Consider the following 24,180-nt stretch of genomic DNA (forward strand, 5'->3'; position numbering starts at 1 on the left):
ATGGATGTTCAAGGTAAACGATACCATGAATATTTGACTCGATAATCGAGATTCATAAAAAAGCCTAGAATCGCTTTCCATTTGCCGCTATTTGTTCGCGGCTTTCCATCCTTACCGACAATCGATTACAACAGGCCGTTCCACTCGTTGTCGAACTGGTTTAAATAATCTAGCATGTATTGATGCCTTTTTTGAGCAAGCTTCTTTCCTGTACTTGTATTCATTCGGTCTTTGAGCAACAATAATTTCTCGTAAAAGTGATTGATGGTAGGCCCTGTTGCCTTTTTGTATGCCTCCTTGGTCATATTTGGTTCAGGCGCTATTTCAGGATTGTAGAGTTGACGGTTTTTAAAGCCTCCGTAATTGAAGGCCCGGGCAATACCAATTGCACCAATAGCGTCGAGCCGGTCAGCATCTTGAACAACTTCGAGTTCTTTGGAAGCAAATTTTTTGTTCGAGGATAACGCCTCCAAGCTTGATTTAAAAGAGATGTTTTCGATGATGTTGATCACATGTTCGCTGGTGGCCTTATCCACATTCAACGATGCCAGAAAATCTGCAGCCACTTTGGGGCCGATAGTTTCATCGCCATTATGAAATTTTGAGTCAGCAATGTCGTGTAATAAGGCTCCTAAACGCACTACTAGATTATCTACTTGTTCTTCCTCTGCAAGTCGTAAGGTGTTGTTATAGACCCGTTGAATGTGAAACCAATCATGGCCTCCTTCAGCATCGGCAAGGGTCTCTTTTACAAATTGGATGGTCTTCGATACGATTTCTGAATCGGTCATGCCTTAAAAGAGCTTATACCCGAAACAACAGCTTCTTGGGTCTGTTCGATAATAGTATCCACATTTTTGGTCACGGCAATGGGCCGATGTACTTTGAAGGTGATATGGTTTGCCAGTCCGTTGGGGAATTTTCCGTACTTTAACATTTTCCATGAATTGTCGATACTGATCGGTACCACCAAAGCAGATGGAGCGCTTTTCATCAAAAGTTTTAACCCTGTTGTTTTGAATGGTTTGGGGTGTCCGTCACGACTACGTGTTCCTTCCGGGAAAATGACGGCACTTCGACCGTGGGTTTCAATATACTTTCCCAACTTGATAATTTCCCGTAAGGCTTGTTTGTTGTCTTTTCTATCTATCAAGACCGACCCTCCATGCCTTAAATTATATGAAACACTCGGAATGCCCTTACCAAGTTCTTTTTTGCTCACGAATTTTGGATGGTATTTGCGCATATGCCAAATAATAGGGGGAATATCATGCATGCTTTGATGATTAGGCACAATGATCAATGGTCGGTCAAAAGGGATATTATGTGGGTTTTCAAAACTATAGGTAGTACCCAGTATATGGGTACAACGCATGAGGCAAAGATTCAACAGGGCTACACTTATGCGGTGGGCGTTATATCCAAAAAGATTAAAACAGACCCATTGAATGGGGTGGAACACCAAAAGGGTCGCCCCAAAAAAAATCAGGTATAGCGCACTCAAGGGATATGCCAAAAACTTCTGCATGGGACAAAAATAAAAAACCGCTCCTTAAAGAGCGGTTTCCCTTAAACTATTTTCAATTGTCTTCTAGTGACTGGCAACAACTGAATTTAGCAAAATTCGTTATACGCCTCTGTTAAGTTTTCTGCAATAAGTTCTGCTGGTCTTCCCTCGATATGGTGGCGCTCGATCATATGAACCAACTCCCCGTTTTTAAAGAGGGCCATGCTGGGTGATGAGGGAGGAAAGGGAACCATCATATTTCTTGCGGTATCTACCGCTTCCGTATCTACGCCAGCGAATACCGTAACCGTATGGTCTGGTTTTTTGGCGTTCTGTAAGCTCATCTTGGCTGCGGGCCTCGCGTTAGCTGCAGCACATCCACAAACCGAATTTACCACAACAAGCGTCGTTCCTTCTTGTTTTATGGCATTTTCAACAGCTTCGGCAGTATATAATTCTTCGAATCCGGCATTGGCCAGATCATCTCTCATAGGTTTTACTAATTCTGCAGGGTACATAGTATTTTTTTAAGATTTAATTTCAGTTTGTAAAGATACTGAATTTGTCGTATTTATCTTTGGCCCATTACGTTATCTTAAATGCATCTCTTGCTCTTGACATTGAGGGAACCTATCTTTGGCAAAAAAGCACTCCGATTATGATTAAATGGATCGCGGCACTACTCGGGTATTACCTTTTTAGATATCCCGGGGCGATACTGGGTTTTCTGGTGGGTAGTTTATTTGAGAGTCAATTCGGCAAGAAGGGAAGATCTCAAAGCGTTCTTGGCGACCTGACGAGACAAAAGGTGTCCCCAGCCGATTTTGAGCTGAACCTGATTTCATTGTGTTCTATCGTTATCAAGGCCGATGGCAAGGTGAGCCAGACCGAAATGGACTATGTGCGACAGTATTTCGTGAGTACCTACGGAAAAGAAAAGGCCAATGCCATTTTTCGTACGTTCAATGAGGTGAGTAAGAACAGGGAAATATCCGCAAAACGTATCAGCACTTTTCTAAATCAACGTACGAGGTATGAGGTGCGCTTGCAATTGCTTCATTTCTTATTCGGCATCGCTCAAGCTGATGGCAATGTCAGTACCGCGGAGGTCAATAAGATTCAGGAAATCGCGGGCTACTTGCGCGTGGCATTTCGAGACTTTGAAAGTATCAAGGCGATGTTCGTCAAATCGGCCGATACGGCGTATAAGATTTTGGAAATTCAAAAAGCGGCTACGGACGATGAGGTAAAAAAGGCCTATCGTACGATGGCAAAAAAATACCATCCGGATCGGGTCAACACCGAAAATGAAGCCATCAAAAAGGGGGCCGAAGAGAAATTCAAGCAGGTTCAAAAGGCCTATGAGACGATTCAAAAAGAGCGGGGAATGTAATTTATTAACGAAGGATGCTACCTATAATAGTTTATGATAATGGAAAATTTTTGGTTTTACATACAACTGGGCCTGAGTCACGTTCTCGATTTTGCGGCCTATGACCACATTTTGTTTCTAGCCGCTTTGGCCGTTCCATTTACGTTCGAGGCTTGGAGACGTGTTTTGCTCTTGGTGACGGTGTTCACTATTACCCATTGTCTTTCGTTGTATTTATCAGTCTATGAAATCGTGACGGTTGATGTTGGGCTGATCGAGTTTTTGATTCCTGTCACTATTTTAGGTACCGCACTTTTCAATCTGAATTATGGCCGAGGAGGTACCTTTGATCGGAACGTATCGCTACATCTATTGGCGACGGCTTTCTTTGGATTGATCCACGGTTTTGGGTTTAGCAATTACTTCAAAATGCTGATGGCCGAAGAAGAGAACAAACTTGGCCCTTTATTGGGCTTTGCCACCGGTATAGAAATAGCTCAGGTACTGATTGTCTTGGCGATTCTGGCAATCAGCTATCTTTTAGTCGCTGTTTTGGGATTAAAAAAATCACTTTTCGTATTGATTTCTTCCATTTTGATCATTTTGATCACAATACCTATATTGATACGAACGTTCCCTTGGTAACGGATGTTAAAATAAACCTTTTAAGGTTGTAAGAACTTTCTAAAGCGGGTATCTTAGTTGACAGCAATACACATGCGCTAGATGACGGAAACCAAACAGACCAAATATGATAAGGCCTATTTGCGTATGGCTACGGAATGGGGAAAACTATCCTATTGTGAACGAAAGAAAGTTGGTGCAATTATCGTTCGAGATCGAATGATCATCTCTGATGGTTATAACGGTACGCCGACCGGTTTTGAGAACTTTTGTGAAGATGAGGAAGGGTATACAAAATGGTATGTGTTGCACGCAGAAGCGAACGCCATTTCAAAAGTTGCCTCGTCAACACAATCCTGTCACGGGGCAACCCTGTATATTACCCTTTCACCCTGTCGGGAGTGTAGTAAACTGATTCATCAATCTGGCATAAAACGTGTAGTGTATCAAACGCGCTATAAGGACGATTCCGGTTTGGAGTTTTTAGCCAAGGCAGGAGTTGAATTGCAACATTTACCGGATATCATGTCCCAGTAAGACACTTGAAGAATGCAAAAGAGAATCAATTACATATGGCCCACCGTTTTCGCAGCAGCATTGGCGCTCGGAGTATTCCTCGGGGGTAAATTGAATTTTAACGATTCGCCCGAAAAACTCTTTACGACCAATTCAAAGAAAGATAAATTGAATCGACTTATAGACTACATTGATTATGAGTATGTCGATGAAATCAATACGGACAGTATCGTTGATATCACGGTAAACAATATCCTCGAAAAATTAGACCCCCATTCCGTCTACATTCCTAAAGAGGAAATGACCGAAGTATCGGAAAATATGAAGGGGGATTTCGTGGGAATCGGAATCAATTTTTACAAGTATAAAGACACGATTTCCGTGATACGTACAATTGCGCAAGGGCCTAGTTTTCTAAAGGGAATCGAGCCAGGTGACCGCATTCTTATGGCGGACAATGATACGCTCTTTGGCAAGGACATCTCCAATGATGAAATCGTACGGCGCTTAAAAGGTACACGAGGGTCATCAGTAAAACTTCAAGTGTATCGCAAAGCGGAAGACAAGCTTTTCACCACGAATATCAAACGTGATATCGTACCGATCAAAAGTGTAGAATCATATTATATGTTGACCCAAGATATGGGCTATATCAAGGTAAATCGTTTTGCAGAACCCACTTTCAAGGAGTTCAAAGCTGCATTGAAAGAGTTGCAAAAGATGGGGGCGAGAAAGTTGACCTTGGATCTAAGGGATAACCCAGGGGGCTACCTCGGAATCGCTGAACAAATGGCAGACGAGTTTTTGGAAGATGGAAAACTGATTCTATTCACCAAGAACAAAAAAGGGAAGGTAAACAAGGTTTTTGCCACCGATGAGGGAGAATTTGAAGACAAACCCGTTTATGTGCTGATAAACGAACGTTCGGCTTCGGCAAGCGAGATAATCGCTGGAGCCTTGCAAGACAACGATATCGGTACGATAGTAGGCCGTCGATCCTTCGGCAAGGGGCTAGTGCAAAGAGAGATGGAGCTCGGGGATGGATCTGCCGTGCGCTTGACGGTATCGAGATACTATACCCCTACTGGTCGGAGTATTCAAAGAACCTACAAAAATGGCCATAAGGATTATTACCAAAAATTTACAGATCGCTATCAAAACGGCGAATTGACCTCGGTTGACAGCATTAAGGTAGCTGACTCCTTAAAGTTCAAGACACCACGAGGCAAAGTTGTTTATGGTGGGGGTGGAATCATTCCTGATGAATTTGTCCCGATCGGAACAAATGAAGAAGAGGCCGTCGAAAGTATGGATAGCTATGGGTGGATTTCTTATTTCATTTTCGAACATTTAGATGAAGACCGGGCCCGCTACAGCGATTATTCTGAAAACGACTTCATCGCCAATTTCAAGGTCGATGATGTCCTATTTGAAAAGTTCATCGACTATCTCATGGTCCGAAGGTTCAAGATGAGCTTTTATGACTATGAAGACAGTATTAAACTTTATCTGAAGGCAGCCATAGCGGAACAATTGTTCGGCCCCAATGCGCATGCTAAAATCAAAAGCAATGCGGATAAAATGCTACAACGCGTATTGCTTTTGGACAATCCGGTAGTTCAATTGCAGGAGGCTGACCAAATAGAAGCGAAAAATTAGTCCTCGTTCATCTTGTCCTTGATTTTCCTAGAGGTCAAAAAAATCAGAAGCAAAACGATTGCGCATAACGATGCGGCTATCCCGATGAGGGCAATGATGCTATTGCCTACAAAAGGTTGCTGGAAATCTACCAAGGTCACATTGTAGACGATCAGTGCGACTGCCAAGACGATTAAAATCAAAGAGAGTGTTTTACTCATACATTTAGGTTTTCCATATCAAGAAAAATCAATGATTGAAAAGTTCGTTGATGTTGGTGGCAAAAAGTTTGACGGCAATGGCCAGCAAGATAACTCCGAATACTTTTCTGATGATACTGATTCCGTTAGTACCTAAAATCTTTTCGATTCTGTTCGATGATTTTAAAACCAGATATACAAAGATAATGTTTACGATAATCGCCACGATAATATTCTCAACATGATATTCGGCCCGTAACGACAAGAGAGAGGTCAAGGTGCCCGCTCCGGCAATCAACGGAAAGGCAATCGGAACGATTGACGCACTCTCAGGCATATCATCTTTGTATAGCGTGATACCCAATATCATTTCTATGGCCAAAAAGAAGATGATAAATGCCCCGGCAACAGCAAATGAATTGACATCGATACCGATAAGATTCAGAATCTCTTCCCCGACGAACAAGAAAGCCACCAAAATACATGCAGCTACCAACGACGCCTTGCCAGACTGAATGTGCCCTACTTTATTTCGCAGACCGATGATGATAGGGATACTACCCACAATATCGATAACCGCGAACAAGATCATGCTCGAGGTACCTATTTGGCGAATATCAAAGTTTAGATTCAACGACATATCGATTCAAATTTCGCGCAAATTTACACTTAAAAAAAAGGAACTTCTTAGGATCTGACGAATTAATTATTCGATTTAAAAGTATATTTGAACTTCCAAATCAAGGGGATGTTTCAAATAGGTAAGACCATAGTTTCCGAAGAGATTATCGAAAATGATTTTGTATGCAATCTCAGCGCTTGTAAAGGAGCCTGTTGTATCGATGGTGATGCTGGAGCACCTTTGGAAGAAGAAGAGACCGAAACACTGGTCAAAATCTTTGAAGATGTCAAGCCTTTCTTGCGAGCGGAGGGAATCGAGGCCATCGAAGAACAAGGGGCTTTTGTTCGAGGAGAGGATGGAGAATGGGAAACTCCGTTGGTCAATGGAAGTGAATGTGCCTACGTTATTTTTTCGGAAAACGGCATCACCAAATGCGGCCTAGAGGAAGCATTCAATAAAGGGGCAACCTCATGGAGAAAACCGATATCATGTCATTTGTACCCTGTAAGAGTCAAAGCGTATACAGAATTGACTGCCGTAAATTACCATAAGTGGACCATTTGCGACCCTGCCTGCACCTTAGGTGACGAACTAAAAGTACCCATCTATAAGTTCGTAAGGGAAGCACTGATACGCAAGTTTGGTGAACATTGGTATGCGGAGCTGGAAGCAGTGGCCGACACTCTTGCTAAAGAGTAGGAATATGCAGAAGGATTTTGGTTCCGGATGGATTTCCCGTATCATCGAAAAGATCCAAAATCTCAAGATCGAAGGAGTTTTGATAATCACGTGAAAAGTTCGATAATCGCTCTTTCGTGATATCGATACCTACTGATTTTCGTTTCAGCACCTTGTTTTTTTTAATGGTTTCGGCGGCTTCCCTTCCAATACCATTGTCAGTAATGGTAATGTCGATGAACCCTTCTTCCTGACCCTTATTTACTTCTAAGAGTATATTCTTTTCCCCTGCTTTTGAAGAAAGTCCGTGCCAAAGGGCGTTTTCGAGAAAGGGTTGAAGAATGAGCGATGGAATTTTTACTGTATGTGGGTCAATTTCTTCGGCAATAACGGTTTTGAAGTTGATTTCATTTGAAAAGCGAATATTCTCGATGTTCATATAGAGCTCCACGGTTTCCAATTCATCAGCCAATGGAATTTCCTTCAATGAGGAGGCTTCCAGTATTTTCCGCACCAGTTTTGAGAATTTATTTAGATAATGAACGGCGTTTTTTTGCTCGTTGTTAATGATATAGAGCTTGATGGAGTTTAGAGAGTTGAACAAGAAATGTGGATTCATCTGACTTCGCAGCATGCTTTGCTCCAATGTCAATAATTTTTTCTCGTTTTTCAATTGGTACTGTCGGTATAAAATGTAAAGTATACCGGCCAATAGTGCAATAACAATACCGCTGATCAATAATCGTGTACGGTTTTTGACCAGTTCTAATTTTACCGATTCATTCTCTTCGGCAAGTTTTTTCAATTCATTGGCCCGCTTTTCACTTTCGTAACGCATGATCATATCATTGACATAGCGCAGGTTTATATTGTTCGAGACTTCCTTATCGAACTTCAGCGACTTCTTATGGTAATCTAGCGCACTTTTATAATCCCTTTGGGCAATGGATAGGTCGGATAGAAACTTATGGGCTTCGGCCATCTGACCGGGCAGCTCATATTCTTGGGCAATTTGAAGACCCTGGCTCAAATGAGAGTCGGCTTCCTTATACCGTTTCAGATTGAGTAAAGTCCACCCCAAATTAATCTCTACCGTAGCAACCAAGCTTTGATCATCAAGTGCTTTGGCATCTGCAAGTGCCTGCTGCAGCATGGTAAGGGCCTCTTCGGGGCTGCCCATGTGAACATAAACGTGGGCAATACTGTAATTGCATAAGATTTTACCACGAGCTGAATTAATGGTGGTGTTGTGTGACAAAGAGATCTGAAAGCTCTTTAGGGCTTCTGTAAGCCTGCCTTTTGACTCTTGACATTCGCCAATATTGAAATTGTTGACGGCAAGCCCGAGGGTATTGTCCATTTCCTCATCCAATGCCAAAGCCTGTGTGAATTTGTCTATGGCAATATCATACTGTTCTAGGGTTTTATAGATATTACCTATTCCATTCAGCGACACGTTCATACTGCGTTTGAAACCCAGACTTGGATTTTCAATAGCTTCGGCAAGCTCGAGGGCACGCTGGTAATAGTCCAAAGCGGCTTGAATGGCATCGGACCTTTTGTAGACCACACCCAACATGTTCAGGGCATACACCCTAAACTCGATATTGTCCGATTCCAATGCGATTTCGAGTGCCTTTTGATGCAGCGATAAGGCTTCTGAAAACTGTGCCGTATTGCGATATTTACGGCCTAGTTGATTGAAGGCATACGCTTGCCCGTCTAAATAATTTTCTTCAATAGATCGATTGGCAAAGTAGCGCATGAGCACCGAATCATTTCGTTTCCGTTGGAACAAGGCATCGATTTCAGCATAGGTGCTGGGTGCTTTTTCGATAAGGCTGTCCACGGATTTTTTAAAATCCTCGGAAATGGATTGCGAAAACCCGAAAAGAACAACGAAATAAAATAGTACGCAAAGACGGTACTTCAATAGACTTTTGAAAGAAGGGTAAGGGCCGCTATGGGCATTATGTTTGGTCTGATACTGCATGTAAATAATTACAACATATCAAGAAAATCGGATTTCTTTTGTCTTGAAACGGGAATTTTGTGGTTTGGCTTTAAGACAACATAACCATCCGTTTTGAGAAATTCCTTTATTTTATGAAGATTGATGATATACGAATTGTGTATCCTGAAAAAAGACTCTTGAGGCAAGATTTCGTTCACCTCTTTCAGTTTTTTTGTCAGTACCATTTTTTGGCCGTCAGCGAGGTAGATCGTGCTATAATTTCCATCCGACTCGGCATAGACTATCTCATCGCTGTCAAGAAATACCAATTTTCCGTCCGTATTAAAGGTAATTTTCTTGTGGATCGAACGCGAATTAAAGTTCAGTAGAATTTTTTCAAGCCTTTCTGCGGTGTAGTGTTTCGAATTGAACTTTTTTATTTTGACGATGGTGTCTCGAAGATCATCAGTGTCTATAGGCTTTAAAAGGTAATCGATAGCCTCGTTTTTAAGGGCTTTGATGGCATATTGATTATAAGCCGTCGTAATGACGACCGGAAAATCTTTGTTCTTTAATTTTTGGATGAACTGAAATCCGTCCATTGTTGGCATTTCAATATCCAAAAACAAGCAATCCGGCGTGTTCGTTTCAAGATGTCCCAAGGCTTCAAAGGGATCGGTAAAAGATGCGGTCACCTCGATTTCCTCGCTAAAATTGGTCAATTCCCAAGATAAACTTTGCAATGCTTTTATTTCATCGTCTACAAGTACCGCTTCAATCATATGTTTTGTGGTTTTCTTCTCAAAAGAAAGTTAATCAAAATTAATGCGATGTACGATGATTTTAAAAAAAGATGTACCAATGGACGATATTCAAGTGTAATTGGTAAAAAAAGGCCCATAAATAATTTTTTACCACTAATCGTGTTATTTTTTCTGACTTTTTTTCGGTTTAGAATGATTTTTTTTGCCCTTTGCTAAAGGCGGGCCATATACGTTTGCAGTTTATACAGGATATTGTACCATTTGTACAGAAAAGCCAAATCTGACCTGAAGTATGGCATATTTTAGTGCCAGATACACAGGTATCGTTTTAGTTCCCTCGGCTCAAAGTAGTGACAAGTTTAAGTGAAGGAAACTAAATAGTTGAAGTAATGAAAAAATGTTTTATCATGTTTCTGTTTTTCGTACTCATGCTTTTAATAGCCGCTCTTACGGACAATGCCCAAGTCATTATTCAAGAAAGTCAAGGTGTTGAATATGCTAATGTTGAAATTCCAATGACGGGTGATGAGGTAAGAAGCACTATTGAAGTAGATTAAACCAAATTCTGAAAAAACCGATCGAGAGATGCAAGCTATTTTCCAAAAGTATTATGGAGCGTTCCTATTGGTGCTTGGGCCTATAGTATTCATTTCAACCATGCAATCAAGCGATACGTCCAAAGAACTTTTCCAAGATAATTTAGTAGTAATTAACAGCGGGGTGTATTCACAGGCCAAATTTGATACTGGGGTAGAAACCACCTATGACGGCACTGAGTTTACGACCTTGAACCTTCATATGCAAAATGAGTATATGAGTGCTCCGCATTCCGTGGAAGTTATCATTTCCAAGAAAAGTGATTCAGGAGTAATAGGTCCGGGAAAATATAAAGTGGTCAAGGATAAAGACGGATTTCTTAATTATAGGGACGGGGTTTTCGGTTTTTTGGACAGCAAAGACTCTGATAAGTTGCCCTTTTTCGCTCATTTCGGTGAAATTACGATAGCTGAACTTGATGATGATGAAGTAAACGGGCATTTGAATATGTATTTTAAGAATGCCGTAGGTGACTCGATTCATATGCGGGGTGAGTTTTCTGGTCGACCCTAGTAAAATGAGAGTTTGAAATAATACATATAGATGAATCGATATGGTATTCGGAAGAAGTTCATTTTTGGTTTGAAAATCAGGGATTTTGATGTAAAATGGTTAATTTTACGATAACCCTTGTGCTTTGAGATACGTCGAAAACGGAAGGCATTTTCACCTAAAAAGTACATGTTCCGTTTATCAAAAAAATATTTAGTAAGTAAAAAGCTTTTAAGATTTTTATGAAACTGCCAATCCATCAGGTACGGCCTTGGGGACACGTTCGAATAAAATGTGTTTGTTCTTGTAACTGCCCATCTGATGAATTGTTGTATGCTAGGCACCAGACCAACTTGTGTTGGAACTTGGTGATTTGCTCGATTATAGGTTTCGGGGGAACTACCTGAATCAGCACCGATTGCAACAATTTTTAGATTTTAATCCTTCAGAAGGGTCGTACGGTTTGGCGGTATCATCTAATACCACGAAGAGCTTAAAAGCCATTTGGCTTCGATAAAGATCGACCTCATTATCAAAACCGGTCTTACACTGCGCTACACCCCTAGTATTTCCCTTTGAGCAGCTGTTTTAATTCTTGTTTGTATTTGATCTTTAATAAACGCTTAGAGATAGCGCTCAAGAACTCTTGGTGTTGCCATACCCTAGTAGAAAATGATTCAAGGTTTGCCACGCCATAAAAAAGTAAAAGCAGACGAAACAGGCAATTTTCTTTGTAAATGAAACGACTTCATATGCGAGGTTCATGGCGCTTTAGTTAATGTTATAGATGAAAATCGCAAGAGCGACCCTGTTTTTCAAACCAAAAAGTATATTTGAAAACATACTTTTTGGTTTATTTTTTTGTGTTTAAGCTAATGTAAATTTTATGTAAAATATCATTTTCAGCTAAGCGTAATGTACATCAGTAGCGAGCCTAGATTTCAACATGTGATGTTAAAAACTTTGTGATGGAATCTTTAAAACACACATTTTAAATCCCTCTTTATTTTCCATCTTTGTAAGCCCAGCACCGGGGTACTATTCAACCCATTACACTAACTTTTTAAATTTTTTAAAACTATGTCCACAGCGATAGAGCCAATCTTGGCAGAAAACGACGACCGATTTGTAATTTTTCCTATAAAGCATCATGACTTGTGGGAATGGTATAAAAAGTGTGAGGCGTGCTTTTGGACTGCTGAGGAAATAGATTTAAGTGAGGATGTTACCGATTGGAACACGAAGCTAAGTGCTGATGAACAGTATTTCATTAAGCATATTCTTGCTTTTTTCGCTGCATCGGATGGTATCGTTAATGAAAACCTTGCGGAGAACTTCGTTAGTGAAGTACAGTATGCCGAAGCGAAATTTTTCTACGGTTTTCAAATCATGATGGAGAATATTCACTCCGAAACGTATTCCCTTTTAATCGATACCTACGTAAAAGATGAAAAGGAAAAGAATATATTATTCAAAGCGTTAGAAAATTTTCCCGCAATCAAGAAGAAAGCGGATTGGGCACTTAATTGGATCGAATCACCGAGTTTTGCCGAACGGCTAATTGCATTTGCCGCCGTAGAAGGTATTTTCTTTTCTGGCGCTTTTTGTTCCATATTTTGGTTAAAGAAAAGAGGATTGATGCCCGGACTTACCTTTTCCAATGAGTTGATTTCAAGAGATGAGGGCATGCATTGTGATTATGCGGTCCACTTGCACAACAAACATTTGATCAACAAAGTACCAAAAGAACGTATTACCCAGATATTGACAAACGCCCTGGATATTGAACGAGAGTTCATTACAGAGTCATTACCGGTTAGCCTTATCGGTATGAACGCCAAGTTGATGACTCAATACCTAGAGTTTGTGACGGATAGACTGTTGGTCGAATTGGAATGTGATAGAGTATACAATTCTACCAATCCGTTCGATTTCATGGACATGATTTCCCTTCAAGGAAAAACCAATTTCTTTGAAAAAAGGGTTTCTGAATACCAGAAGGCCGGAGTGCTCAATAAGGAAAAAGACGAAGACGCCCAGAAAATCAGCTTCGACGCAGATTTTTAACAGATGCCCGAAAACCCGCTCATTACTGAGGGGGTTCTTTCGATGCACTGACAAAATGTTAAAATTTTAACAACTTTACTAACCAAAATATTTCCTAAAAAATAATTGTAGCCATATGTATGTATTAAAAAGAGACGGAAGAAAAGAGCTGGTCATGTTCGATAAGATCACGGCCAGAGTTCGAAAATTATGCTACGGGTTAAACCCGTTGGTAGACCCATTGAAAGTGGCCATGCGTGTTATCGAAGGTCTATATGATGGGGTGACGACCTCCGAGTTGGATAATCTTGCTGCAGAGATTGCGGCAACCATGACGACGACACATCCTGACTATGCAAAATTGGCTGCGCGTATTTCTGTTTCCAACCTTCATAAAAATACGAAGAAGTCGTTCTCCGAGACCATGAAAGACCTCTTCGTGTATGTCAATCCGAGAACGGGCAAGAAAGCTCCTTTGCTCTCGAAAGAGGTGTTTAAGGTGATACAGGACAATGCGGAAAGATTGGATTCCACTATTATTTACAACCGAGATTTTGGCTACGATTATTTCGGTTTTAAAACCTTGGAACGTTCGTACCTCTTAAAACTGAATGGCAAGATAGCGGAGCGTCCACAGCATATGTTGATGCGTGTTTCCGTCGGCATACATTTAGATGATTTGGATGCGGCAATAGAGACTTACGAACTCATGTCAAAAAAGTACTTTACGCATGCAACACCGACACTGTTCAATTCAGGTACCCCAAAACCCCAAATGTCCTCATGCTTTTTATTGGCTATGAAAGACGATAGCATCGATGGTATCTATGACACCTTGAAACAGACTGCCAAGATATCGCAGTCTGCAGGAGGAATCGGTCTTTCTATACATAATATTAGAGCTACCGGCTCATACATTTCAGGTACCAATGGCACCTCAAATGGTATCGTGCCCATGCTACGCGTATTTAATGATACAGCGCGCTATGTTGACCAAGGTGGTGGAAAGCGAAAAGGTAGTTTCGCCATATATATGGAGCCATGGCACGCTGACATCTATGAGTTCTTAGACTTGAAGAAGAACCACGGGAAGGAAGAAATGCGTGCTCGCGACTTATTCTACGCCATGTGGATTTCCGATTTATTCATGAAAAGGGTAGAGGCTAACGAAGACTGGACCTTGATGTGTCCAAACGAGTGCCCGGGACTTTTTACGAGTCATAGTGAAGAGTTCGAAGCCTTATATACGAAGTACGAGGCGGAAGGTAAAGGTCGTAAAACGGTCAAGGCACGTGATTTGTGGGAAAAGATCTTAGAGTCGCAAATTGAGACCGGTACACCCTACATGCTATATAAAGATGCGGCCAATCGCAAGAGCAACCAGAAGAATCTTGGTACCATACGGTCTTCAAATCTATGTACCGAAATTCTAGAATATACCTCTCCTGATGAAGTCGCGGTATGTAATTTGGCGTCCATTGCCTTACCGATGTTCGTCAAAAATGGGGAGTTCGACCATAAAGAACTGTTCAAGGTGACCAAGCGGGTGACCAAAAACCTGAACAGGGTAATCGATAGAAATTACTACCCCGTAAAGGAGGCGGAAAATTCAAATATGCGTCACCGACCGATCGGTCTCGGGGTACAAGGGTTGGCAGATGCCTTCATTATGTTGCGTTTGCCGTTTACCAGTGACGCTGCAAAAAAGCTCAATCAAGAGATTTTTGAAACACTATATTTTGCTGCGGTAACCGCTTCTATGGAAGCTGCCAAGCAAGAGGGATCCTACTCTTCCTACGAAGGGTCGCCTATTTCCGAAGGACAGTTTCAACATAACCTTTGGAATATCAAGGACGAAGAGCTATCAGGAAGATGGGATTGGTCAAAATTGCGTAAAGATGTGAAAAAACACGGGGTTCGTAACTCATTACTGGTAGCCCCTATGCCAACCGCATCCACTTCCCAGATTTTAGGAAATAATGAGTGTTTCGAACCATATACTTCTAATATTTATACGAGAAGGGTGCTTTCTGGGGAATTTATTGTTGTAAATAAACACCTTCTTGAAGATTTGGTTAGACTAGGCTTGTGGAATGAGAATATGAAACAAGAGTTGATGCGTGCCAACGGTTCCATACAACACATTGAAACCATTCCTCAAGAGATTAGGGAATTGTACAAAACCGTTTGGGAACTCAGTATGAAAGACATTATCGACATGAGTCGTCAGCGCGGTTATTTCATTGATCAGAGTCAGTCGCTGAACCTATTTATGGAAAACGCCAATTACTCTAAATTGACATCAATGCATTTCTATGCGTGGAAGAGCGGCCTGAAAACCGGAATGTACTATCTCCGCACGAAAGCTGCAGTCGATGCAATTAAGTTCACCTTGGACAACACCAAGAAAAAGGAAATGCCTATCAGCGTAGCTGCGGAGGCGGAAGTTGCTGCGGCGACACCACCACCGACAGCAGAGGCAGCGGCGGCCATACAAGTACAAACTACTCCTGTTGTTGCGGCACAGGCGGAAACCGACATACAGCCTATGACTCCTCAAGAAATGAAGGAAATGATAGCGCGTGCCAAAGAAGGACAAGCCGATGATGATTGCCTAATGTGCGGTTCGTAATATGATGTAGTAAAAAACTCGAGACTTTTTTAAACCCTGGCCTAGTGCCGGGGTTTCTTACGTTATAGAAAGATTTCGGGATTTCGGGAGGGTAATAAACAAAAAAGTCCCAAAAAGGTTTGGGAATGATTGTAGTGAATTACGCTAATGATGGTCTATTTCTCAACGTATGGTTTGACCGCCATGGAAAATACATAAGCTGCAACGTAAATAAATAATATGATAAGATATTTGTCCATGCCCCGATAGTTGTTAGAGTATATACGCTACTACTAACGCAAAAAGATTACGCTTAGTGCAAATAAAGGCAGAAAATACCGATAAAAGTGATAACATTAACGATAATTAACACATTTTGAGTCTATTTAACCAATTTTGACATGATGGGATAGTAATCTATCAAGAACCATAGATTAGAATAAATAACTCATAACACTTTCCCTGATTTGATGGAAATTAATGTGCCATTGAGGACGTATGGATTTCTTCGTATTTCTTTCCGGGCCAAAAAATGTAAACGCTAGTTTAGCAACAAACATCAATGTGAAATAGCCGATTATGGTGTAAAAGTATGCGGTCATATATAAAGAACGTTGAGTGTAGGCCGTATCTTACATCGGTAGTATGCAGTATGTCGAAAAAGTGCTAACTTTTCGATGAAGTGCGTTTTGGGATTTAAATCTTCGATGAACTACCTTATCTGCTGTAGTTCATCGATGTTTTATTTAAAAAAGGCCTTCGTATATTTAGTACAAACAAATCAATAGCTAGATGAAACAACGAAAATTTATACTTGAGGAAAATGAGATACCGGAGTACTGGTACAATATTGTGGCCGATATGCCGAACAAACCTTTACCTCCCCTGCACCCAGGTACGTTAGAGCCTATCGGACCAGATGCCCTAGCACCACTATTTCCGATGGCCTTGATCGAACAAGAGGTAAGTACTGAAAAGTGGATTGAAATTCCGGATGAGGTGCGAAACATCTATTCGCTCTGGCGACCCACACCTTTATATCGGGCACATAGTCTTGAAAAGGCTTTGGATACCCCTGCGAAAATCTACTATAAATATGAAGGGGTAAGCCCTTCGGGATCTCACAAACCGAATACCGCGGTTCCCCAAGCGTATTATAGCAAACAGGAAGGAGTAAAAAAAATAACAACGGAAACCGGTGCGGGCCAGTGGGGAAGTGCACTGAGTTTTGCCTGTCAGCATTTCGATATTGAATGTGACGTATATATGGTAAAGCTCTCGTATGAACACAAACCGTACAGAAAATCGATGATGAATGCTTGGGGAGCGAATGTCTTTGCCTCGCCGACAAACTTGACCCAAGCCGGACGAAACATTTTAGAGGCCGATCCCAATAGCCCGGGATCTCTTGGCATTGCTATTTCCGAAGCTGTCGAGATGGCCGCGCAGCGTGAAGACACCAAGTATGCCCTAGGAAGCGTTTTAAACCATGTAAAACTACACCAGACTATAATTGGTCAAGAAGCCATCAAACAGATGGAAAAAGCCGGGGATATGCCCGATATCGTTATAGCTCCTTTTGGGGGAGGTTCTAATTTTGCCGGATTGGCTTTTCCATTCCTACGACTAAATATAGATGAAGGTCGTACCATTAGATGTATTGCCAGTGAGCCTACTTCCTGCCCTAAGCTTACTAGGGGGGTATTTCGATATGATTTCGGCGACACCGGCGGAATGACACCTCTACTGCCTATGTATACGCTAGGGCATGATTTTGTGCCCGCACCGATACACGCAGGCGGATTACGATATCACGGTGCTGGGGTTATTGTGAGCCAGCTCTTAAGGGATGGATTGATCGAAGCGGTCGCACATGATAATCTGGAAGTGTTCGAAGCAGGAGTGCTCTTTGCCAAAACCGAAGGAATAATTCCGGCTCCAGAAGCTACACACGGAATTGCTACGGTAATTGCGGAAGCTAAAAAATGCAAGGAAGAAGGGAAGTCAAAGACTATACTATTCAACCTATGTGGGCATGGTAACTTTGACATGAAAGCCTATGACGACTACTTTGGTGGGAAAATCGTGAAGCACGAATTATCGCAAGAAGAAATCAACGCCTCCATAGCCCAACTGAATACCCCGGAAATTCCTTCCTGAAGGCAGAGGGTATAAATAAATCGAAAAAGAGCTTCCCAGGGGAAGCTCTTTTATTTTCCTTTTAGAATCGAATTCACTACATAAAAGCATCTACCTCCTTATAGGCATCGATGACAGCTTGCTCACCTGCTTTTCCTTCTTTGGAATTGCCGTGTTCCATACCAAGCACCCCTTCAAAGCCTTTTTCATGAATCCACTTGAAGACATTCTTATAATTGATTTCCCCTGTAGTAGGTTCTTTTCGCCCTGGATTATCACCGATTTGAATATAGGCGATTTCATCCCAGGTAAGCCCCATATTGTGAATCAGATGTCCTTCTGTCTTTTGCAAATGATAGATGTCGTACAGTATTTTACAGGCGGGGCTAGCGACACCTTTGCAGATCATATAGGTTTGATCCGAATTTTGCAAATAGAGATCCGGAGAATCGGATAGGGGCTCCAACACCATGACCAAGCCATGTGGTTCAAAAATCTCAGCGCCCCTTTTTAAGGCTTCAATGACGTTGGCATCTTGAACGCCGATGGGCAATTTTCTTTCAAAACCTCCCGGTACGACGGTCATCCATTTGGCATTGACCCTTTTGGCCACTTCTACAGCTCTTTTACATCCGTCGAGAAAGATATCGAGATATTCCTTTTTACCTGCAGCAAGGGTATTGGCCATGTTGCCTCCTTTATCCACTACAAAAACGCCCATGGTCATCCCGCGTTTTGCTAAGGTTTCACCCATTTTGGTCTGTAGGGCCACATCGCGTTTCATCATCCCGTTATCTTCGAACGCCGTAAAACCTTGATCGGCCATGAAATTGATCTGGTCGATGGGGTCAACACCTACATGATTCTTGAACATCCCTAAATGCGGGGCATAGTTAAGGTTGAATTGATGTGCTGCCGTGGTATTTGGGGTTTTGGCATACGAGAATGCACCGCCCAAGGATAGTGCTCCACCGGTCATGACCGTCTTTTGAATAAAACTTCTTCTTCTCATGGTCAAAACCTTAGAGAGACCATGCTTTGCCACCGGTCAATTCCTGTAGGTCACCACAACCGATATACTCGCCGGGTACAGGTAGATAGGCCAAAACTTCTTCTCCCACATATTCCGAGGTCTTGTATCCCATAATGGTCAATCCTCTCAAACTATGGGCAAACGCATGACTCGCTACCTCATCATCGAGCAAGGCTTCTTTACCTTCTGCTATAGCTTCATTATAGGTCGTCACGGCCTCCATATTTTTGGTTTCCTCTTCTTTGGAGATTTTCAACGTACTGGCCAACGTCTTTTCGAGTTCTTCCGAGCTCAGGTCTCCTGCTTTTTCCTTTCCAGCAGCTTTCGTTGCTTTCTCCATAAAACGACCCATTGCCATTTTGGTAAATTTCTGTTGTTCTTCGTCCCCTACTTCGTTGATGAATCTATCGATAAAGAGGTTCACTTGAACCTCAGAGGCCGAAGGCGTATCGGTTTTCGGCAAAATGATATCTACCAATTTGGTCAAGACCGATCCTTCTTCCATACTGAAAAAATCAGGAGTCCATTCCATAACCGGATCGCTCTTACAACTTTGCATGAGACTGATGAGGGTGGGTGTTGCCACGGTATATCCCATGGCCAGCCCCATATTTCTGAGTGCTTTTCTTCTATCCATTATATATTTCCTTTTTTAAGTTCTTGTGCGGCATGGTTGGCCGCTCTTGCTGTAAAAGCCATATAGGTCAAAGATGGATTCACACAACTGGCCGAGGTCATGAACGATCCATCGGTGACATAGACGTTTGGCACATCATGAAGCGCATTGTTTCCATTAAGAACGGAAGTCTTTCGGTTACGTCCCATACGGGCGGTTCCCATTTCATGAATTCCAAGTCCTAAGGCAGTTTCCCTATCGAAAGGTTCAACATCTTTCAATCCGGCTTTCGTGAGCATATCAACTGCGGACTGCATCATGTCTTTACGCATGTTCAATTCGTTTTCTTTGAATTCCGCGTCAAAGGTGGCAGTAGGTAGTCCCCACTGATCTAATTTGTCATAGTCTAAAGTAAATCGGTTGTCTTCATAAGGTAATACTTCACCGAAGCCACCCATGCCAAAGGTCCATCCTCCTGGTTTAAGGATAGCGTCTTTTAGATCCTTACCATGAGAGAGTTCGGCTATGGATTCCTCCCAATTGCCACGTCTAGCACCACCTTGATATCCAAAGCCCCTTTTATAATCTGTTCTATTACTGTCGCCGCCCAAGTTCCTGAACCTTGGCAGGTATATTCCGTTCGGCTTTCTTCCCTTATAGTATTTGTCGGCGAAGCCTTCAAATTTTCCACCAGCGCCAACGCCTAAATGGTGGTCCATGATATTACGACCTAATTGATCAGAATCATTGCCCATTCCATTCGGAAAACGATCTGATTTCGATTGCATTAAAATCGATGTCGATGCCACAGCGGAAGCACAAAGAAAAATAACCTTTGCCTTGAATTCGAAAGTTTCCTTAGTCACGCGATCGATGACTTTAACACCTGTTGCCCTTTTCGTGTCTGGATCGTACATAACCTCATGAACAATAGAATCGGGTCTAAGCGTCATGTTGCCCGTTGCTTCTGCAGCCGGCAAAGTAGATGAGAGACTGCTAAAATAAGCCCCGAAAGGACAACCGCGAATACATCTGTTTCTGAATTGGCACCTTGTTCGGCCATCACCATCAAATTGCTTATCACTATTGATGTGGGCAACCCGGCCTGCCGTAACTACTCGCCCATCAAAATTTTCAGCTACTTTTTCGCGAACATGCTGTTCAACACAATTCAACTCCATCATGGGTTCAAATTGGCCGTCGGGCAATTGGGGCAGTCCCAATGTTTCTCCGGTTACGCCTATATAGGATTCCACTTTATCGTACCAAGGTGCGATATCTTTATAACGTACGGGCCAATCAACACCATGACCATCGCTTAGGTTGGCCTTGAAATCGATATCGCTCCAACGATAGCTATGACGGCCCCATTGAAGAGATCGTCCTCCGACGTGATACCCACGCATCCAATCAAAACGCTTGATTTCATTATAGGGATGTTCCAAATCGTTCACGAACCACATATGGCTGGCCGCGTTCGTGGTGTAACCTGTTCTATGTTGCTTTTCTTGCTTGGCAACCATTTCTTGGGTAGGCTGCCCACCATTGGGGAAATCCCAAGGGTCTAAGTTGGCCGTTTCATAATCGTCACGGTGCTTAACCATTCTACCACGTTCAAGTACAAGGGTCTTTAATCCGTTCTCACATAATTCTTTGGCGGCCCAGCCCCCACTTATTCCCGTTCCTACAACTATGGCATCATACGATTCCGCTTCTTGGTTGTAATAAAATTTACTCATGTATTGAATTGTTTAGTCCCTAAATTTATTAAATAATAAATTAATTTTCTACTTTTAAAAACTATTCTTGTTGCCTAAAACTAAGGGTTTTGTGATAATCTGTTGCGAATTTCGCAATTGAAAAAATCAAGGGTTGGTAAGAAAAAATGGTAATAACTTGATAGCTAAGTCTTAAGGTGCGCGTACCGTAAGGAAATTCAAAGAAAAATAAACGATATAAACCTGAACCAATGAAAAGAAGAATTTTTATCCGTAATAGCTCGCAAGCCGGGGTTGCCCTAGCCCTTATGGGAGGATATGCTTGTAAAGAAAACAAGAAAGCAGAGGCGGAAAGCACCGAAGAAGTGAAGAGCACATCTGATATCGCCGAGCCTTTCTTCGAGTTATCACTCGCGCAATGGTCTATTCATAAAATGATACGAGAAGATGGAGTGGATCCGTACTCCTTTGCGGAAAAAGCAAAAAACTGGGGGTTTACAGGTCTTGAATATGTCAGCCAACTGTACAATCCAGAACTCTCCGATGCGAATTATTCCGAAGAGGCCATGGCCGCTTTTGTAGAGAAATCGAATGCTGCGGCAAAAGAGCACGGCCTGCAGAACGTATTGATCATGATCGACGGACAGGGCAATCTGGCAGTGAATGACGAGGCCGAACGTGATGAGACCGTCGAGAAGCACAAAAAATGGGTCGATGCGGCCGCAGCTATGGGCTGCCATGCGATACGTGTTAACCTCAATGGCAGTATGGAGCCCGAAGAGTGGAAGGCCAGTGCCATAGATGGACTTACCAAACTGTGCACCTATGCCAAGACCAAGAATATCAACGTCTTGGTAGAGAACCACGGCGGTTTGTCTTCGAATGGTGCTTTGCATGCAGAGGTCATGAAAGCGGTTAATCTAGACAATTGTGGAACCTTACCTGACTTTGGTAATTTCTGTATTACTAGAAATGAGGATCGAAGCTGTAAAGAAGAATATGATAAGTATAAAGGGGTCGCTGAATTGATGCCTTACGCAAAGGCGGTAAGTGCGAAATCCAATGACTTTAACGAAGACGGAACCGCCATTGGAATCGACTACACCAAAATGCTTCAGATGGTAAAGGATGCTGGGTATACGAGTTATATCGGTGTGGAATATGAAGGAAGTGTTCTCGGTGAAGAAGCGGGAATCAAAGCCACTAGAGATCTGATGCTCAAAGTCGCCAAAGAGTTGAGTTGAATCGAATATACCGAAAATTCAAGGACATATAGATCCTGATACTCCCCAACTTTAGTTCAGAAATAGAAACCATTTGATGAAAGTCTTTTTTAACCAACTATTCGATTACAATTTTTATTGCAATAAACAATTGATCGAAACCTGTGCTACCCTTGAACACACGCCTGAAAAAAGTAAAAAGCTCTTCAGTCATATTTTAAATGCGCATCATCGGTGGAATGCCATTTTGCAGGGCACGGCGCCACAGTATGAGGTGTCTCAAACACATGAGCTCCACGCGTGGCATGATATTCATTATGAGAACCAAAGAAGTTCCTTTGAAATTACAAGGAATGCGGATGATTTTGAAAAGCGCTTTAATTACGAAAACGCTGACGGAAGGTATTTTACGAATACCCTGCAAGACGTACTTTTTCATATCATCAATCACTCGGCACACCACCGCGGTCAGATTTTAATGGATTTCCGTGCGAACGATATAACACCCCTAGATTTGGATTACATCGTATACAAACGATAAGCTAAAGCCCATGAATACTAAAGTAAAGGCACAGCTTTCCATAATGATGTTCTTGGAATTCTTTATTTGGGGAGGGTGGTTCGTAACCTTGGGTTCTTTTCTAGGCTACAATCTGAACGCAACAGGGGCGCAGTCTGCCATGGCTTACTCCACTCAGTCATGGGGGGCCATTGTCGCCCCGTTCATCATAGGCTTGATTGCTGACCGTTTTTTTAATGCCGAGCGAATTCTAGGGGCCTTGCATCTTATCGGAGCTGTCTTAATGTATCAAATGCATCAAGCTGCCGATTTTTCGGCCTTTTATCCATATGTGTTGGGCTATATGATCGCCTATATGCCTACTTTGGCATTGGTCAATTCGGTCTCCTTTAATCAAATGAAAAATCCAGCGAAAGAGTTTCCCCTTATTCGTGTTTTCGGTACTGCTGGCTGGATTATTGCCGGTTGGGTCATTAGTTTAGGATTTCATTGGGATGCGATTGAGCGTATTCAAGAAGGGGCGCTTTCGAACACCTTTTTGATGGTGGCCATCGCTTCTCTCGTACTTGGGTTGTTCAGTTTTACCTTACCCAAAACGCCACCTAGGGTCGATAAAAATGAAAAGGTGACCTTATCCGATATTCTCGGATTGGATGCCTTAAAGTTGTTGCGTGACAAAAACTTCTTGATTTTCTTTATTTCATCGGTTTTGATCTGTATTCCGTTGGCCTTCTATTATCAATATATTAGTCCGTTTTTAACGGAGTATGGAGTTGAAAATTCGACCACCTGGGCAGGTGTCGGTCAGATTTCCGAGGTGTTGTTTATGTTGCTTTTGCCTCTTTTCTTTACCAAGTACGGATTTAAAAAGACGATTTTATTTGGAATGTTCGCTTGGGTAGTTCGCTATGCGCTATTTGCTTTCGGTAATGCCGGTGATTTGTTTTTCACGTTGGTCATTGGCATCGCTTTGCATGGAATCTGCTATGATTTCTTTTTCGTATCGGGGCAGATATATACCGATTCCAAGGCTGGCGAGAAAGTAAAAAGTGCTGCTCAAGGTATGATAACGCTGGCCACCTATGGTGTGGGTATGTTGATCGGTTTTTGGATTGCAGGACAAATTGCGGACACCTATTTGCTTCGTGATGGCAATCACGATTGGGGTACGATTTGGCTGTATCCTGCTAGTTTTGCCTTAGTCGTTCTACTTCTTTTCACCTTTTTGTTCAAAAACGAAAAAATCGCCTATAAATCTTAGAGATTTTATATATTCATGGCACTTAAAAAGAATCATAACACTTAATACG

The 24,180-nt window shown here is 42.1% G+C and carries 23 protein-coding genes; 13 read left to right on the forward strand and 10 right to left on the reverse strand.

Annotated elements, in window-relative coordinates:
• Positions 1 to 125: 125 nt before the first annotated feature.
• The 3 genes from ACKWCA_RS06715 to ACKWCA_RS06725 form a co-directional block, all read right to left on the reverse strand.
• On the reverse strand, positions 126 to 791 hold the full coding sequence (locus tag ACKWCA_RS06715) for an HD domain-containing protein (protein WP_413977399.1): 666 nt from the start codon (positions 789 to 791) through the stop codon (positions 126 to 128).
• Positions 788 to 1,528, reverse strand: coding sequence for a lysophospholipid acyltransferase family protein (locus tag ACKWCA_RS06720; RefSeq protein WP_413977400.1), 741 nt, complete (start codon positions 1,526 to 1,528; stop codon positions 788 to 790). Before ACKWCA_RS06720 ends, ACKWCA_RS06715 begins: the two co-directional genes overlap by 4 nt.
• Positions 1,529 to 1,614: 86 nt before the next feature.
• Positions 1,615 to 2,025 carry a BrxA/BrxB family bacilliredoxin gene (locus ACKWCA_RS06725; RefSeq protein ID WP_413977401.1) on the reverse strand — a complete coding sequence of 137 codons (411 nt, stop codon included), beginning with the start codon at positions 2,023 to 2,025 and terminating at the stop codon, positions 1,615 to 1,617.
• Between the two features lie 140 nt (positions 2,026 to 2,165).
• On the opposite strand from ACKWCA_RS06725, the gene ACKWCA_RS06730 reads away from it, so the two are divergent.
• From ACKWCA_RS06730 to ACKWCA_RS06745, 4 genes are all read left to right on the forward strand, one after another.
• Positions 2,166 to 2,900 carry a TerB family tellurite resistance protein gene (locus ACKWCA_RS06730; protein WP_413977402.1) on the forward strand — a complete coding sequence of 245 codons (735 nt, stop codon included), beginning with the start codon at positions 2,166 to 2,168 and terminating at the stop codon, positions 2,898 to 2,900.
• Positions 2,901 to 2,939: 39 nt separating this feature from the next.
• A complete protein-coding gene (locus tag ACKWCA_RS06735; RefSeq protein ID WP_413977403.1) occupies positions 2,940 to 3,524 on the forward strand; it encodes a HupE/UreJ family protein in 585 nt (194 codons plus the stop codon).
• Positions 3,525 to 3,605: 81 nt separating this feature from the next.
• Positions 3,606 to 4,040: a deoxycytidylate deaminase gene (locus ACKWCA_RS06740; protein ID WP_413977404.1), complete on the forward strand. Its 435-nt coding sequence runs from the start codon at positions 3,606 to 3,608 to the stop codon at positions 4,038 to 4,040.
• A gap of 12 nt (positions 4,041 to 4,052) precedes the next feature.
• On the forward strand, positions 4,053 to 5,678 hold the full coding sequence (locus ACKWCA_RS06745; RefSeq protein ID WP_413977405.1) for a S41 family peptidase: 1,626 nt from the start codon (positions 4,053 to 4,055) through the stop codon (positions 5,676 to 5,678).
• Here ACKWCA_RS06745 and ACKWCA_RS06750 read toward each other — a convergent pair.
• A complete protein-coding gene (locus ACKWCA_RS06750) occupies positions 5,675 to 5,878 on the reverse strand; it encodes a hypothetical protein (RefSeq protein ID WP_413977406.1) in 204 nt (67 codons plus the stop codon). The two genes, ACKWCA_RS06745 and ACKWCA_RS06750, sit on opposite strands and share 4 nt — an antisense overlap.
• A gap of 28 nt (positions 5,879 to 5,906) precedes the next feature.
• Positions 5,907 to 6,497, reverse strand: coding sequence for a MarC family protein (locus ACKWCA_RS06755; RefSeq protein WP_413977407.1), 591 nt, complete (start codon positions 6,495 to 6,497; stop codon positions 5,907 to 5,909).
• Positions 6,498 to 6,605: 108 nt separating this feature from the next.
• On the opposite strand from ACKWCA_RS06755, the gene ACKWCA_RS06760 reads away from it, so the two are divergent.
• A complete protein-coding gene (locus ACKWCA_RS06760; RefSeq protein ID WP_413977408.1) occupies positions 6,606 to 7,178 on the forward strand; it encodes a DUF3109 family protein in 573 nt (190 codons plus the stop codon).
• Here the strand turns inward: ACKWCA_RS06760 and ACKWCA_RS06765 are convergent.
• Both ACKWCA_RS06765 and ACKWCA_RS06770 read right to left on the reverse strand, forming a co-directional pair.
• Positions 7,168 to 9,150 carry a tetratricopeptide repeat-containing sensor histidine kinase gene (locus ACKWCA_RS06765; RefSeq protein ID WP_413977409.1) on the reverse strand — a complete coding sequence of 661 codons (1,983 nt, stop codon included), beginning with the start codon at positions 9,148 to 9,150 and terminating at the stop codon, positions 7,168 to 7,170. The two genes, ACKWCA_RS06760 and ACKWCA_RS06765, sit on opposite strands and share 11 nt — an antisense overlap.
• A gap of 8 nt (positions 9,151 to 9,158) precedes the next feature.
• Positions 9,159 to 9,893 (reverse strand): LytR/AlgR family response regulator transcription factor, encoded by a 735-nt coding sequence (locus ACKWCA_RS06770; RefSeq protein WP_413977410.1) that lies wholly within the window; start codon positions 9,891 to 9,893, stop codon positions 9,159 to 9,161.
• Between the two features lie 371 nt (positions 9,894 to 10,264).
• Here ACKWCA_RS06770 and ACKWCA_RS06775 point away from each other — a divergent pair, with 371 nt between their 5' ends.
• The 5 genes from ACKWCA_RS06775 to ACKWCA_RS06795 all read left to right on the forward strand — a co-directional run bounded on the left by ACKWCA_RS06775 (position 10,265) and on the right by ACKWCA_RS06795 (position 17,781).
• Complete coding sequence (locus ACKWCA_RS06775) at positions 10,265 to 10,432, forward strand: hypothetical protein (RefSeq protein WP_413977411.1); 168 nt, start codon at positions 10,265 to 10,267, stop codon at positions 10,430 to 10,432.
• Positions 10,433 to 10,460: 28 nt separating this feature from the next.
• Positions 10,461 to 10,985, forward strand: a complete 525-nt coding sequence (locus tag ACKWCA_RS06780) for a hypothetical protein (RefSeq protein WP_413977412.1) — start codon at positions 10,461 to 10,463, stop codon at positions 10,983 to 10,985.
• A 1,059-nt stretch (positions 10,986 to 12,044) separates the two neighbouring features.
• On the forward strand, positions 12,045 to 13,031 hold the full coding sequence (locus ACKWCA_RS06785) for a ribonucleotide-diphosphate reductase subunit beta (protein ID WP_413977413.1): 987 nt from the start codon (positions 12,045 to 12,047) through the stop codon (positions 13,029 to 13,031).
• Positions 13,032 to 13,146: 115 nt separating this feature from the next.
• Positions 13,147 to 15,642: a ribonucleoside-diphosphate reductase subunit alpha gene (locus ACKWCA_RS06790; protein WP_413977414.1), complete on the forward strand. Its 2,496-nt coding sequence runs from the start codon at positions 13,147 to 13,149 to the stop codon at positions 15,640 to 15,642.
• Between the two features lie 771 nt (positions 15,643 to 16,413).
• Complete coding sequence (locus ACKWCA_RS06795; protein WP_413977415.1) at positions 16,414 to 17,781, forward strand: TrpB-like pyridoxal phosphate-dependent enzyme; 1,368 nt, start codon at positions 16,414 to 16,416, stop codon at positions 17,779 to 17,781.
• Positions 17,782 to 17,857: 76 nt separating this feature from the next.
• Here the strand turns inward: ACKWCA_RS06795 and ACKWCA_RS06800 are convergent, their stop codons facing one another.
• Genes ACKWCA_RS06800 through ACKWCA_RS06810 form a run of 3 tightly spaced genes read right to left on the reverse strand, consistent with a single transcriptional unit; the run spans position 17,858 to position 21,148 of the window.
• Positions 17,858 to 18,772, reverse strand: coding sequence for a hydroxypyruvate isomerase family protein (locus ACKWCA_RS06800; protein WP_413977416.1), 915 nt, complete (start codon positions 18,770 to 18,772; stop codon positions 17,858 to 17,860).
• 10 nt (positions 18,773 to 18,782) lie between these two features.
• The gene (locus ACKWCA_RS06805; protein WP_413977417.1) at positions 18,783 to 19,430 is read right to left on the reverse strand and encodes a gluconate 2-dehydrogenase subunit 3 family protein; all 648 of its coding nucleotides are present in this window, start codon (positions 19,428 to 19,430) and stop codon (positions 18,783 to 18,785) included.
• Positions 19,430 to 21,148, reverse strand: a complete 1,719-nt coding sequence (locus tag ACKWCA_RS06810) for a GMC oxidoreductase (protein WP_413977418.1) — start codon at positions 21,146 to 21,148, stop codon at positions 19,430 to 19,432. Before ACKWCA_RS06810 ends, ACKWCA_RS06805 begins: the two co-directional genes overlap by 1 nt.
• Before the next feature lie 230 nt (positions 21,149 to 21,378).
• On the opposite strand from ACKWCA_RS06810, the gene ACKWCA_RS06815 reads away from it, so the two are divergent.
• From ACKWCA_RS06815 to ACKWCA_RS06825, 3 genes are all read left to right on the forward strand, one after another.
• Positions 21,379 to 22,371 (forward strand): sugar phosphate isomerase/epimerase family protein, encoded by a 993-nt coding sequence (locus tag ACKWCA_RS06815; RefSeq protein ID WP_413977419.1) that lies wholly within the window; start codon positions 21,379 to 21,381, stop codon positions 22,369 to 22,371.
• 76 nt (positions 22,372 to 22,447) lie between these two features.
• Positions 22,448 to 22,891, forward strand: a complete 444-nt coding sequence (locus ACKWCA_RS06820; RefSeq protein WP_413977420.1) for a DinB family protein — start codon at positions 22,448 to 22,450, stop codon at positions 22,889 to 22,891.
• A gap of 10 nt (positions 22,892 to 22,901) precedes the next feature.
• Positions 22,902 to 24,131: a nucleoside permease gene (locus ACKWCA_RS06825; protein WP_413977421.1), complete on the forward strand. Its 1,230-nt coding sequence runs from the start codon at positions 22,902 to 22,904 to the stop codon at positions 24,129 to 24,131.
• Positions 24,132 to 24,180 lie beyond the last annotated feature (49 nt).

The organism is Maribacter corallii, from assembly GCF_047345415.1.
GTDB lineage: Bacteria > Bacteroidota > Bacteroidia > Flavobacteriales > Flavobacteriaceae > Maribacter_C.

Excerpts from the sequence above, each read along its gene's own strand:
- ACKWCA_RS06785 (WP_413977413.1), top strand. The coding sequence starts at position 12,045 with ATGTCCACAGCGATAGAGCCAATCTTGGCAGAAAACGACGACCGATTT.
- ACKWCA_RS06715 (WP_413977399.1), bottom strand. The coding sequence starts at position 791 with ATGACCGATTCAGAAATCGTATCGAAGACCATCCAATTTGTAAAAGAG.
- ACKWCA_RS06775 (WP_413977411.1), top strand. The coding sequence starts at position 10,265 with ATGAAAAAATGTTTTATCATGTTTCTGTTTTTCGTACTCATGCTTTTA.
- ACKWCA_RS06790 (WP_413977414.1), top strand. The coding sequence starts at position 13,147 with ATGTATGTATTAAAAAGAGACGGAAGAAAAGAGCTGGTCATGTTCGAT.
- ACKWCA_RS06800 (WP_413977416.1), bottom strand. The coding sequence starts at position 18,772 with ATGAGAAGAAGAAGTTTTATTCAAAAGACGGTCATGACCGGTGGAGCA.
- ACKWCA_RS06780 (WP_413977412.1), top strand. The coding sequence starts at position 10,461 with ATGCAAGCTATTTTCCAAAAGTATTATGGAGCGTTCCTATTGGTGCTT.
- ACKWCA_RS06770 (WP_413977410.1), bottom strand. The coding sequence starts at position 9,893 with ATGATTGAAGCGGTACTTGTAGACGATGAAATAAAAGCATTGCAAAGT.
- ACKWCA_RS06810 (WP_413977418.1), bottom strand. The coding sequence starts at position 21,148 with ATGAGTAAATTTTATTACAACCAAGAAGCGGAATCGTATGATGCCATA.
- ACKWCA_RS06820 (WP_413977420.1), top strand. The coding sequence starts at position 22,448 with ATGAAAGTCTTTTTTAACCAACTATTCGATTACAATTTTTATTGCAAT.
- ACKWCA_RS06760 (WP_413977408.1), top strand. The coding sequence starts at position 6,606 with ATGTTTCAAATAGGTAAGACCATAGTTTCCGAAGAGATTATCGAAAAT.
- ACKWCA_RS06815 (WP_413977419.1), top strand. The coding sequence starts at position 21,379 with ATGAAAAGAAGAATTTTTATCCGTAATAGCTCGCAAGCCGGGGTTGCC.
- ACKWCA_RS06765 (WP_413977409.1), bottom strand. The coding sequence starts at position 9,150 with ATGCAGTATCAGACCAAACATAATGCCCATAGCGGCCCTTACCCTTCT.
- ACKWCA_RS06720 (WP_413977400.1), bottom strand. The coding sequence starts at position 1,528 with ATGCAGAAGTTTTTGGCATATCCCTTGAGTGCGCTATACCTGATTTTT.
- ACKWCA_RS06725 (WP_413977401.1), bottom strand. The coding sequence starts at position 2,025 with ATGTACCCTGCAGAATTAGTAAAACCTATGAGAGATGATCTGGCCAAT.
- ACKWCA_RS06735 (WP_413977403.1), top strand. The coding sequence starts at position 2,940 with ATGGAAAATTTTTGGTTTTACATACAACTGGGCCTGAGTCACGTTCTC.
- ACKWCA_RS06730 (WP_413977402.1), top strand. The coding sequence starts at position 2,166 with ATGATTAAATGGATCGCGGCACTACTCGGGTATTACCTTTTTAGATAT.
- ACKWCA_RS06745 (WP_413977405.1), top strand. The coding sequence starts at position 4,053 with ATGCAAAAGAGAATCAATTACATATGGCCCACCGTTTTCGCAGCAGCA.
- ACKWCA_RS06740 (WP_413977404.1), top strand. The coding sequence starts at position 3,606 with ATGACGGAAACCAAACAGACCAAATATGATAAGGCCTATTTGCGTATG.
- ACKWCA_RS06755 (WP_413977407.1), bottom strand. The coding sequence starts at position 6,497 with ATGTCGTTGAATCTAAACTTTGATATTCGCCAAATAGGTACCTCGAGC.
- ACKWCA_RS06750 (WP_413977406.1), bottom strand. The coding sequence starts at position 5,878 with ATGAGTAAAACACTCTCTTTGATTTTAATCGTCTTGGCAGTCGCACTG.
- ACKWCA_RS06825 (WP_413977421.1), top strand. The coding sequence starts at position 22,902 with ATGAATACTAAAGTAAAGGCACAGCTTTCCATAATGATGTTCTTGGAA.
- ACKWCA_RS06795 (WP_413977415.1), top strand. The coding sequence starts at position 16,414 with ATGAAACAACGAAAATTTATACTTGAGGAAAATGAGATACCGGAGTAC.
- ACKWCA_RS06805 (WP_413977417.1), bottom strand. The coding sequence starts at position 19,430 with ATGGATAGAAGAAAAGCACTCAGAAATATGGGGCTGGCCATGGGATAT.